Source organism: Seleniivibrio woodruffii, assembly GCF_029267515.1.
GTDB lineage: Bacteria > Chrysiogenota > Deferribacteres > Deferribacterales > Geovibrionaceae > Seleniivibrio > Seleniivibrio woodruffii_A.
Window position 1 is genome coordinate 35,492 of record NZ_JAJUIS010000012.1, and the last position, 11,986, is coordinate 47,477.

The following is an 11,986-nucleotide window of genomic DNA, read 5'->3' on the forward strand; positions in this document are numbered from 1 at the left end:
CTTCCACCCTATATATTCGTAAGAACGCCGGCAGTCACGGCTATCTGCATCATAATCTGAGTAACATCTTTTATGTTTCTCATCCATGGTATCCTGTTATAGTTATCAGGTACCATTATCGTATCTCCTGGATTCAGAGAGGATTCCTTTTTAAAGTATGAAAACTCCCATCTGTCGTTCTGAGGCGACCAGCTTATGGCATCACCGCCGACCTTCTGCGCTGTGCCGTTCACCTTCATTATAAAGATATTCTTTTTATCAGCCTGAGAAAGCAGACCGCCGGTGAGCTTTATGTAATCCTCCCAATCCATTCTGGAGTTAAATACAAATGCTCCGGGGCTGAGCACCGAACCTGAAACGACCACTGTAGAAGGCGTATTCGGAATAATCAGCTCATCACCGTTTTCAAGCTCCATATCGTTTGCGCTGCCTTTAAGAAGTCTCGGATGGCTGAGTTTCAGAACAACACGTCCATCGGCCTTCAGCTTTCTCATGGAGCTTATAAACTGGTCTTTTGTCTTGAGCATGAGTTCTGAGGAGTCCACACTCGTAGTGGTGCTTGCAGTCATAGCTTCCACGTTTGCGTTTACGAGGATTTCACGTTCGAGGTTTGTGATCATCTTATCAAGCATTTTCTGCTTTTCAATCCTTACACGAACCCTGTTGAATACGGCTCCGTTCAGATATGCTTTATCCGTAAAACCGCCTGCGCGCTCAATGACGCTGGAGAGTTTTTCACCCTTCTTGATCGGGTACTTGCCGGGAAATTTAACTTCTCCGGTAAGGGTGACGTATTCCATTTTATTGTATTCGCTTATATCCCTTACGACAACCCTGTCACCTGGGATCAGGCTGGTCACATTTATTTTATCTTTGTCTATTGAAAGATACTTCTGTTCAACGCCGCCGTTTTTAATCTCTTTCCTGACAATTTCTATTGTGTCCGGGTATGCGCTGTCTTTAAGACCGCCTGCCATGATGATAAGCTGGGCAACCGTGAGATTTTCCGCGTGCTGATATGTACCGGGTTCCACAACGGCGCCCTCTATGTTCACATATCTGACCGTATCCCTGAGAATAAGTTTGACAACGATCTTATCCCCCTGTTCAAGCTGGTACGCCGCCTTGCCGTCCGAGAGATTTTTCAGATTTAGACTGAACATCTCGCTTCCGCCGTCCGTCCTGTTTTTTCTGTATATAAGAACCGAGTATTTTTCGTTTCTTTTTTCCGTACTCACCGCTTTATCGAGAAGTTCTTTAAGGGACATTCCCTTATGAAAGATGAACTCCCCTTCGTTAAGGATGTCCCCGCTGACCTCTATATAGTTAAAAACAGCGGACTCATAAATACCGTGTACGACTATAAAACCCTGCAGAGGAGCCTTTACAGACATGGCTCTGTTGACGTCTATGTATTGTGAGGAGTAGCTCCCTTTTTCATAATTCACTATTTCAATCGAATTTTTATCGGAATTGCTGGTGAACCCGCCCGCTTCGACAATCATGTCGTATACAGTGGCATTCTTCTTTGCGGGGTAGTCTCCGGGATTGATCACCTCGCCGGAAACGTCAATCTGGATATTGTCCATCACCTGATATTTGCCGACGACAACGATCTCGTCGTAAGGATGCAGGGTAAGATTTGCTTTTGAAGACTTATCTCTGAATATATCGTTCAGACTGAACGGGACGATGATCGTCTCGCTGGAAGCGGAATCGCGTCTGAGAACATATGAATAGTCCATTTCCGTATCCGGGAGCAGATAGCCTGAGTTTTTGATTATATCGGAAATTTTCATTCCCTGTTTAAATTCGTATTCACCGGGGTACATCGTATTGCCGCTGACTTTTATAGAGTTGATATTATCCTGATTGACGCTGTAAACGGTGATCTTATCCCCGTCTTCAATGCGGACAGCGGCATCCTTTCCTTTGCTGAGGTCGATGCTTCTGACGCTGTACTTCATATCTTTCTTGTTAACTCTTGTCAGGACTATGTTGCTGCTGAGAGCGTCTGACGAAAGACCGCCAGCGAGCCTGATAACGTCATTAACGTTGTGTTCGCTGCGGATGTCGTAGTATGCCTCAGTTTTGACAGCACCTTCAACAAGAACCCTTTTCGAGGTTCTCGGTACAAAAATAACGTCATTCGGCATCAGCTTCTGAATTTTCGGTTTATATGTGCCTTTATTGACCATATCGTAATAATCTATGGTGTCTATGGTTTTACCGTTTCTGATGAGCGAGACTTTCCTTATATCTGCAAAATCCTTGACTCCACCGGCGTTCACAATCGCCTGAGTAACGTTTCCGAACACGTTCATTATATAATATCCGGGTTTTGCAACGCTTCCGGATACAAGAACCTTAACGGTTTTGGTGTTGCTTATGACAAGACTTGCAGAAACGCCCTCCATACCCGCAGCCATCTTGCTGACGACGGCTTTTGCCTGCGCGTAGCTCTGTCCGCCGAGCGGTATGCGTCCCAGAGTCTCGGAATAAACTTCGCCAGACCTGTCGAGTATCAGATCCTCAGTTTTCGCTGTTCTTCCCCAAAACTGGAGACGCACGGAGTCGCCTGACCCCAGAACATAGTCGTCGGGGATATTTACATTCTGATCGGCAATGAACTGTCCCGCAGAAGATGATGATTGATCGACATCGGAGCTGTAAAACATATCATGACCGTAAATACTATATTCTTTCAGAGGCGCCTGCATTCCGATACGCATCTGTTCACTGTTCTGCTGAAAGGGCTGCTGAAACTGCTGCGGCTGCATCTGCTGCTGGTAAGGAGAAGTATTGGCAGGCATGTTCTGCTGCTGGGCAGGACGCTGCATCTGATTCTGCTGATTATAATTATTAAGATTCCTGTCCTGATTCTGGGTCTGTGTGTTATTAAGTCGGAATTTATCTTTCTGGGAATTGATTATCTGGTTAAACAATGCCTCATCTGCACTGCCGGCTGCAAATACATATGTCGCTGCAAGAACCGACATAAGCAGAATTATAATTTTCTTCATCATCCTCACCTTGATAAAAATCGTTATGCGAGTTTATCACAACAAGCGTTACAAGTAAAATTCATATTCACATAAAAAGTTTTCTGGTCCAGAATGTCTCTGTGAAACCAAACCGCCAGGCACCGTTTTCCCTGTACATCTTCAAAACAGCAGGATTTGATGAATTTTTATATTTGAGGATAATTTCGGCATAGTCTTTTTTCTGCTCACCGAGTGACCACTCAGAATCGTTCAGTGCAAAATCAGGGTCAAACCGTTCAAGGAATGAATCCCAATAGGTTCTGCACAGATACGAACATGTTCCGAAATCGCTTTGAATGGCAGAAAGCTCGACCTTTTCTCCGGTTTTCTTCATTTCCGAATAAACGTCGTCCACTATTGTTTTTTTGGACTTGTCACTGAGAGCGTTCCATACCTTGCCGTAGTCCCTGCTTTTCAGACTGATAAAAAAAGACTCGCAGCTCTCCAACGCTTCATAGTCAGAGGCAAAAGCAAAACAGGGCACAAAAACAAGCAGAAAAATTATTATTGAATTTCGCATGAAAAAAAGCGGGAGCCCCGAAAGACTCCCCAGACTGATGACAAAGACTTATAAACACGAGATTGCTTCGCTTTGCTCGCAAAGACGAAAGGAAAAAACCGTCTCTGCGAGGAGCTTAGCGACGAAGCAGTCTCATTGATTTAATAAAATCCGAGTTTGTCAACAACCTGGGGAGCCCCGAAAGACTCCCTTTTTTATTATCTTAGTGGTGAGCTGTTGTTGAGCTGGAATCGTCAGAAGAAGCTGCTACAGCCGCTCCGACAGCTGCTGCTGCCGCAACACCTGCTGCAATTGTTCCTGCTGTGATACCGCCTACTGCCGCTCCTGCGCCTGCCGCTCCGGCGCCTGCTGCTGCACCGGCTCCTGCGCCAGCGCCGGCAGAACCTGAACCTGCTGCTCCTGCACCTGCTGCGGCTTCAGCAGCGAATACTGCTGCGGGAAGGGCAACGATCATAACCAACGTAAGTAACTTTTTCATCCTGCACCTCTCATTTATTATTTGCATACCATAAATTTCCATCTATCCTTTAAAATTACCTATGGCTATAGCATTTGTCAATACTATTTTTTGTAGTTTCTATCTACATAATCGAACAAAGGTGTAAATTCGCTGACCTGAGCACCCACATCTCTTGTCCACGGAACGAACTTCTGAGAGTATACCGTACGGGAGTCCTTTCCTGAAAAGAGTCTCAAAGGTATTGTAAACATTATCCCTTTATCAGTATACCCCCTGTTGTATTTACTGTCAAAGCCTGACGTATCTGTTTTCGTAACCCATGCGGATATTTCGACGTCGTTTATCTTTTTGGTAATTTTCACTTTTGCACCGACATCACCGGCAAGAAATCTTCCTGCATCCACATCTACATACGTTTTAATTCTGTCAAAGTGCACTCTGGTTTTTACGAACGCGGTATGATATGCGCCCCTGTCTGCCAATCCGACCATGTCTTCGCTGTCTCTTTTCTTCACATAGCTGCCGCTTACACCCAAAAGAAATCTGTTGTTGAAAAACGGAACAGCGGCTTCTGCGTTTACACCGGAATACTGCATCTCAAGTATCCCCGCCTCAATATTCGCAAAGATATCAGTATTTCTGATTCTGTCTTTATAATCAAAAAGTGCCATATCAAGGATCATGGCGTTATCGGTATAATCGGCGACATCCGACCTGACGGCATCCTGCATGTTTTCGTTTATAGTGGAAATATTGTTAACGGGATAATAAGCCAGACCGCCAACCGCTGTTAAGTTGTCAGCAATGTCGTATCCTACCCAGCCTCTTACGCCCATAGCCCCTTTAAAGAATCCGGACGGGTCGTTGATATAGAAATTCAGGTTAGGCAGAATACCATATGTGCCGCGTGACGCTTCATACTTGGGAAGCCCTTTGAGCATGGGCATATCGCGGTAATCGGTTCTGACATACATATAGCTGTACATTTCGTCAAAGGTTATTTTATTTTCGCCGTAAAGGGCGATAAGCTCCGAATCCGTTCTGAAATTATATATCTGCACACCGTTCGAGGAGACTGTCACCACATAATTTTTTACGTTCGGTTTCACGGCGTAAAGAGAATCTACAAATGCTTTCAGAGCATCGTATTCAAAGAAATATCTGCTGTTCTGGAAGTCGATATATGCGGTATCGTTTTCTATGTATATATTGTAGTGGTCAAGCCCGCTGCCGTTGAGAGCCGCCCGTATCTTCACATAATCGTCGCCGCTCTCTTTTACGTCCGCTCCGTAATAGGGCTTAGCATTAAATATAGGTATAAGCGGATTTCCTATTCTGAACGGGGTCGTGACACCGAAACCGATCTGGTTCCCACGCTGATATGATGCCGTCAGATATAAATTATCGGCAACATGGTATCTTATACCTATACTGTGTTTGGAATCTGAATGAACCAGCCCATACTGCAATGCAGGATCATTCTTTTGTTTTTCATAATCCACCGGACTATACTCATACACTATTGCATACTTATCAGATGGTCTGAAATTTATGCTAAAAAACGGATTACCGTTATTGTAATATTCCTTAAGATTTACGAAATTAACCAGCATATCTTTTTTACTATATTCACTGAAAGGTTTATCTCCAAACCTTCCAAGTCCAACTCCAAAACTGAAATCAAACGGATATACCTGTTTCGACATTACCAAATATTGAGCACTAAAATGTTTAGTTCCATGCGGGTCATTAAGACCGACTGATATTTCAGGAAGGTATTTGCTTTCTTTTCTTATTCTTAGCTTTGCAGCAACGAACTTATCTTTAAAATCACCATAATTGCCCCAATAGTCTTCGTCAGTTTCCGACATATCCGCGCCTAATATCTCCGTAAATCTGCCGCTGAGCTCCAGCCTGTCATAAAGTGAAACTCCCACGCCGTAGTTTCTGTATGGCTTGGATTGGTTAAAAAATACTCTGAACGTATTTTCGTCCATAATGCGTGCCGTCGGGGTTTCGAAAATACCCGTCAGTCCGTTTTCAGATGACGAACTGAAATACCCTTCCGGCGATTCGGCAAATGCAGCCGATAGGGAACAGATCAGCAGCAGGCAAAATAATACTTTTTTCACTAAGCTCTTCCGCCGTAATTTTTATCCACCCAACGGAGGTATTCCCCGCTTTTAATGCTATCTGTCCATGCCTGATTGTTCAGGTACCAGTCGATTGTGAGGCTCAGCCCGGCATCAAACGTTACGGACTGTTTCCATCCGAGTTCATTTTTTATCTTATCGCACTTGATGGCATAGCGTCTGTCATGCCCGGGGCGGTCTTTAACGTATGTTATCAGTTTCTTATAATGGTCTTTGTCTTTTCCTGTCTTTTCAGCCGTAAGTTCGCACATGCGGTTGACAAGATCGATATTCGTCCATTCGTTCTCGCCGCCTATGTTATAGGTTTCGCCGAGCCTGCCGCCGCATACTATCGCCCATATGCCGCTGCAATGGTCAATAACATAAAGCCAGTCGCGTATGTTCATACCGTCGCCGTAAACAGGCAGCGGCTTGTCTTCCAGCATGTTAAGCAGCATTACCGGTATCAGCTTTTCGGGAAACTGATAAGGACCGTAATTATTTGTGCAGTTGGACATTGTGATGTCCATACCGTATGTGTGGAAATAGGCGTTCACAATGTGGTCGGAAGAAGCCTTTGAAGCGGAATAAGGGCTTCTGGGGTCATAGGGTGTGGTCTCGTAGAAATATCCTTCCGCACCGAGGGAACCGAAAACCTCATCGGTGCTGACATGATGGAAGAGCACGTCGTTTCTGCCGTTCCAGACCTGTCTGCACACCTCAAGAAGGTTGAAAGTACCCACGATATTGGTCTGTATGAACTCCGCAGGACCGTGTATCGACCTGTCGACGTGGGATTCGGCAGCGAAATGCACTATGCAGTCCACATCGTATTTTACAAGGCAGTTTTTCACTGCATCGAAATCACAGATATCTATCCTTTCAAAAACGTATCTGTCGCCCTGCGCAGCCTGAACGTCAGCAAGGCTTTCAGCGTTTCCGGCATATGTCAGCTTGTCGATGTTAATGACACGCCCTTTAAATCCGCCGCTCTGAAATATAAAACGTATAAAGTTGGAGCCTATAAATCCGGCTCCGCCCGTCACTGCGATATTCCTGAATTTTCTCACTTCTCACCGTAATTTTCAAAATAGTCAGACAGGTTATCTTCCCATCTGTTAAGTTTAAAACCGTCCAGCCCCTTGATCTTGTCTTTGTTGAACGCAGACATGGCTGGTCTCTTCGCAGGAGTGGGATACTGGTCGGTAGTGATCCTTCTGAGTTCCACGTTTTTGCGGATTATCCCCTTCTCTTTACCCATCCTGTAAATAGCGGCTGCGAAATCATACCATGAAATGACGCCTTCGTCACTACAGTGATATATCCCGTATTTATTTGAACCGGAATTCATAAGCCTGATAATGTTTTCAGCGAGACACTTTGTATAAGTGGGTGATCCTTTCTGGTCGTCAACAACTCCCAGCGAATCGCGTTCATTCATCAGCCTTATCATTGTGGAAACAAAATTTCCGCCGAATCTGCCGTAAAGCCAGCTTATTCTGAATATGAAATACCTATCGGCGATATCGATAAGAGCCTTCTCTCCGGCGAGCTTCGTTCTGCCATAAGCTGAAACCGGATTTGTGGCGTCAGTCTCTTTGTAGGGTTCCGACGCTTCTCCGTCGAACACATAATCAGTTGAAAAATGTATCAGAACGGCATCAGTCTGTTTAGCCGCCATTGCAAGATTGAAAACGCCGTCACAATTGATGAGCATTGCCCTGTTCTCTTCCGATTCGGCTTTATCAACGGCTGTATATGCGCTGCAATTGATTATATAAGTGAAGTTCTTTCCGGAAACAAATGATATAACAGCCTTTTTATCCGTCACATCTGTTTCGGAACCGGTACCGGTGTATGCAATGCCGGCTTTATCGAAAGCTGCGGCAAACTCTTTACCCAGCATACCGCGACAGCCGACAAGCCATATCATCCAAATACCTCTGCATCTTTCAGAAGGGGCTGTTTCATATCCTTTTCAGATACGATAACATCCTTAACGCCCCAGTCTATCGCCAGTTCGGGGTCGTTCCACGCAATCCCTCTGTCACACTGAGGTGCATACTCGCCTCCGTGAACCTTGTAAATTATCTCCGCAGTATCGCTCAGCACAAGGAAACCGTGTGCGAAACCGATCGGGATATAAAGCATTTTCCTGTTTTCGGCGGAAAGTCTCTCAGCCACCCATTTTCCGAATGTCGAGGAACTTTTTCTGATATCCACGGTTACGTCGAGTATCTCACCCTGGATACAGCGCACAAGTTTACCCTGCGCATGTGGATGTATCTGGTAATGCAGCCCGCGCAGAACGCCTTTTACAGACTTAGAATGGTTATCCTGTATAAATTCAGCATCGATACCGTTCTGAACGAAATCCGATTTCTTATAAGTTTCAAGGAAAAATCCGCGTTCATCCGGAAACACTTTGGGCACAACCAGCACGGGTCCATCTATCGGGTATCTCTTAAATTCGAAAGGCATCAGTTGACCATCCCGGGGTCTGTCATTTTTATCAGGTATTTACCGTACTCATTCTTTATCATGGGCTCAGCAAGTCTGATAACCTGTTCTCTGTCTATCCAGCCGCTGCGAAAGGCTATCTCTTCGATGCAGGCAATCTTAATGCCCTGCCTTTTTTCTATGATATGAATGAACTCAGAAGCCTCCAGAAGGCTCTCGTGTGTTCCCGTGTCAAGCCATGCAAAGCCTCTGCCCAAAAGCTCTATCCGCAGATTGCCCCTGTTAAGGTATTCATTGTTAACGGCAGTTATCTCAAGCTCGCCACGTGCGGAAGGTTTTGTGTCTTTAGATATCTGAATGACATCATTGTCGTAAAAATAAAGTCCTGTGACCGCATAGTTGGATTTGGGTTCTTCCGGCTTCTCTTCAATGCTGGTGACATTGCCGTTTTCATCAAAGGTTGCAACACCGTATCTTTCCGGGTCGTTGACATAGTACCCGAAAACAGATGCCCCGCCCTTAGTTTCGACATCATTAACGGCTTTTTTCAGCATCTGGGATAGTCCGCGCCCGTAAAAGAGGTTATCGCCCAGCACCATACAAACGTTGTCCTTCCCTATGAAGCTGTCGCCTATTATAAATGCCTCTGCCAGCCCGTTAGGTGCATCCTGAACCGCATAGCTTATGTTGAGTCCGAACTCTTTGCCATCGCCGAAAAGCGATTCGAAACGATGTATATCCAGAGGCGTACTTATTATCAATATGTCTCTTATCCCTGCCAGCATAAGTGTTGAAAGCGGATAATAGATCATAGGTTTATCGTAAATGGGTATAAGCTGTTTACAGATGGTTTTCGTTGCCGGAAACAGTCTTGTTCCGCTTCCGCCTGCGAGTATGATTCCCTTCATAGTTTTTTCTCCCATTCAAGAGCTGTTTTGCATATATATTCAAGGTCATCATGTTCCGGTTTCCAGTCCATCAGCTCCTTTATCTTCGAACTGTCGGATATCAGAAGGGCAGGATCCCCCTCTCTTCTGGGCGCCTCTTCAACAGTGAAATCCACACCGCTGACACGTTTCATTGTCTCTATCACCTCGCGGACGGAATAACCATAGCCATAACCGCAGTTAAATATCCCTTCTTTATTGTTCCCGAGATAATCAAGAGCCTTGATGTGCGCCGATGCCAGATCGTCCACATGTATGTAGTCTCTTACACAAGTGCCGTCGGCAGTGGGATAATCCGTTCCGAAGATGCTCATTTTTTTTCTTTTTCCCAAAGCAGTTTCAGCAGAAACCTTTATAAGATGAGTGGCGTTAAGTGTTGATTGTCCGATAAGCCCGTCCTCGTTGGCTCCGGCAACGTTGAAATAGCGGAGGATAACAAAACGGAACGCTTCATTTGCAAACGCTGCGTCCCTTATAACATATTCGCTGAAATTCTTACTTCTGCCATAGGGGTTTATAGGGCTTAAAGGCATATCTTCAGTCACTCCGGCATCACCCACAAGAATTGGTTCACCATAGACGGCGGCGGTGGAGCTGAAAATAAACTTATTTGTACCTGCGGCTATGCAGCACTGAACCAGATTTGCCGTGTTGGCTGTGTTATTGAGGTAATATTTGAGCGGTTCGTGCACCGATTCAGGAACAACCAATGAAGCTGCGAAGTGCACTACGGCATCAAATCTTCCATGGTTCATAAAGTCAGCGACCTTATCCCAGTGACAAAGATCCATTTCTGCAATATCAATATTGTTGAATTTTGATTGAAGTATTTTAATAGTATCAAGAAAACCGGTGGAAAAATTGTCAAGAATAGTTATACAATTATCAGTATCCTGCGCCAGTTGTTTAACAACGTGGCTGCCGATATATCCGGCACCGCCTGTGACAAGTATCTTGTTCATTTAATCATCCTTTATTTAATATTTTAATCATTTTATCGAGTATTCTTGATGCATACGACTTTCCGCGCAGCTCATCAGGGGAATGGTATTTACCGATAGCTTTAAGATTAAGCCCGTGGTTACCTATCTCATATGCAAGTATCCATGTGCCGAAATTTATATTAAAGCATTCGCTGAACCCGTATGACTGGGGAACCCCCAGCTTTGCGAACCAGAAGCTGTTCACCTGCATAAGACCGACATCTGTGCTCTTCCCTTTATTCTTTCCGAGGAGCTGCTCCGCATCGTAGTCAGATTTAGGGAAATACGGCTTCCCTTCAATATTTACGGCTAGCCTGTTCCCGCCGCTTTCCATATCTATGATAGCCTTGATGACTATCTCCGGCACACCGTATCTGGCAGACGCTCTGGCAAGACATTCCTCGTCGTATGCAAAAGCCCGACAAGACAGCAATAATGCAAAAAACAACCCTATTAACAAATGCCTACATGAACAGCTTATTATTCTTGCGAATGTCATATATAAATGCATAAGATTTTTATACACAATAGAGGCTTATTTGTGAAGTTTGATTATGATAATTTTCTGTAAATCTTCACATGGACATTCCGGCTCTTCTGCTGTCATTATAGCATAAGATGAACCTAAGGAGTTCTACATGAAAAAAACAGTTCTGACAATGGGGCATCCCCATCCTGAAAACTCTCTTTCGAATAAGCTCATAAGCGAGTTTATGAAAAGGGTGGATAACGTTTCCGTGCGCATACTTGCGGACAACCTTAAAAACGGCGAATTTGACGTTTCAGCAGAACAAAATGCGCTGACCGATGCGGATATCATTGTGTTGCAGTTCCCTTTCTATTGGTTCAGCACACCGTCAATACTACAGAAATGGTTTGAAGACGTTCTGCTTTACGGTTTCGCATACGGAACCGGAGGTGATAAGCTGAAAGGTAAAAAGCTAGTAATATCAATGACTGTGGGCGGCTCAAAACATGAATACATAACACCGGAACACGACCATATGGAAGTTCTGCTCCAGCCTGTCAGAGCACTCTGTGAGTTCACACAGATGGAGGCGGCGGAGGATATAATTTCATACGGAATGACTTATATCCCTGGTGTTTCCGGCGATAAAAACGAAGTTGAGAAACAGGCGCTTGCTCATGCGCAGGAACTGAAGGAAAGACTTGAGCTGATGTAATATTTCTTGCAAAATCTCAGCGGTTTACTATAGTATCTGATACAGAGCTCCCCTTTGCGGGAGCTTTCGTATCTTATCTCACGGGGGCGCACGGTTTCGACGGGGAAACGTAGGTCACGGGAGCATGCCGGGGGGGTTACCCCGTTAGTAAAGCCAAAGCATATAATTGCTAACGACGAATACGCACTCGCTGCCGCTTAAGGCACGATGTCCTCAGTTAAGACTCGCCCATGGTCTGACTGAGGGCACAAACAAC

At 45.0% G+C, this 11,986-nt stretch carries 11 protein-coding genes and 1 other RNA gene; 2 read left to right on the forward strand and 10 right to left on the reverse strand.

Annotated elements, in window-relative coordinates:
• Window positions 1–8: 8 nt before the first annotated feature.
• The 10 genes from Q7P67_RS11385 to Q7P67_RS11430 all read right to left on the reverse strand — a co-directional run bounded on the left by Q7P67_RS11385 (window position 9) and on the right by Q7P67_RS11430 (window position 10,979).
• Window positions 9–3,023, reverse strand: a complete 3,015-nt coding sequence (locus Q7P67_RS11385) for an SLBB domain-containing protein (RefSeq protein WP_303852235.1) — start codon at window positions 3,021–3,023, stop codon at window positions 9–11.
• Window positions 3,024–3,090: 67 nt separating this feature from the next.
• Window positions 3,091–3,564 (reverse strand): hypothetical protein, encoded by a 474-nt coding sequence (locus tag Q7P67_RS11390; protein WP_303852237.1) that lies wholly within the window; start codon window positions 3,562–3,564, stop codon window positions 3,091–3,093.
• A gap of 202 nt (window positions 3,565–3,766) precedes the next feature.
• Window positions 3,767–4,042 carry a hypothetical protein gene (locus tag Q7P67_RS11395; RefSeq protein WP_303852239.1) on the reverse strand — a complete coding sequence of 92 codons (276 nt, stop codon included), beginning with the start codon at window positions 4,040–4,042 and terminating at the stop codon, window positions 3,767–3,769.
• Between the two features lie 83 nt (window positions 4,043–4,125).
• Window positions 4,126–6,156 carry a YjbH domain-containing protein gene (locus Q7P67_RS11400; protein WP_303852241.1) on the reverse strand — a complete coding sequence of 677 codons (2,031 nt, stop codon included), beginning with the start codon at window positions 6,154–6,156 and terminating at the stop codon, window positions 4,126–4,128.
• Window positions 6,156–7,226, reverse strand: a complete 1,071-nt coding sequence (rfbB, locus tag Q7P67_RS11405; protein WP_303852243.1) for a dTDP-glucose 4,6-dehydratase — start codon at window positions 7,224–7,226, stop codon at window positions 6,156–6,158. The genes Q7P67_RS11400 and rfbB overlap by 1 nt, the downstream gene beginning before the upstream one ends.
• The gene (gene rfbD / locus Q7P67_RS11410) at window positions 7,223–8,089 is read right to left on the reverse strand and encodes a dTDP-4-dehydrorhamnose reductase (protein WP_303852244.1); all 867 of its coding nucleotides are present in this window, start codon (window positions 8,087–8,089) and stop codon (window positions 7,223–7,225) included. Before rfbD ends, rfbB begins: the two co-directional genes overlap by 4 nt.
• Entirely contained in the window at window positions 8,086–8,637 is a 552-nt protein-coding gene (rfbC, locus tag Q7P67_RS11415; RefSeq protein ID WP_303852245.1) for a dTDP-4-dehydrorhamnose 3,5-epimerase, read from the reverse strand. Before rfbC ends, rfbD begins: the two co-directional genes overlap by 4 nt.
• Entirely contained in the window at window positions 8,637–9,524 is an 888-nt protein-coding gene (rfbA, locus tag Q7P67_RS11420) for a glucose-1-phosphate thymidylyltransferase RfbA (protein ID WP_303852246.1), read from the reverse strand. Before rfbA ends, rfbC begins: the two co-directional genes overlap by 1 nt.
• Complete coding sequence (galE, locus tag Q7P67_RS11425) at window positions 9,521–10,525, reverse strand: UDP-glucose 4-epimerase GalE (protein ID WP_303852248.1); 1,005 nt, start codon at window positions 10,523–10,525, stop codon at window positions 9,521–9,523. The genes rfbA and galE overlap by 4 nt, the downstream gene beginning before the upstream one ends.
• Window positions 10,526–10,529: 4 nt before the next feature.
• Window positions 10,530–10,979 (reverse strand): lytic transglycosylase domain-containing protein, encoded by a 450-nt coding sequence (locus tag Q7P67_RS11430; RefSeq protein ID WP_303852250.1) that lies wholly within the window; start codon window positions 10,977–10,979, stop codon window positions 10,530–10,532.
• 205 nt (window positions 10,980–11,184) lie between these two features.
• On the opposite strand from Q7P67_RS11430, the gene Q7P67_RS11435 reads away from it, so the two are divergent.
• Window positions 11,185–11,730, forward strand: a complete 546-nt coding sequence (locus tag Q7P67_RS11435) for an NAD(P)H-dependent oxidoreductase (RefSeq protein WP_303852252.1) — start codon at window positions 11,185–11,187, stop codon at window positions 11,728–11,730.
• 82 nt (window positions 11,731–11,812) lie between these two features.
• Window positions 11,813–11,986, forward strand: a transfer-messenger RNA (tmRNA) gene (gene ssrA / locus Q7P67_RS11440); the annotation flags it as partial.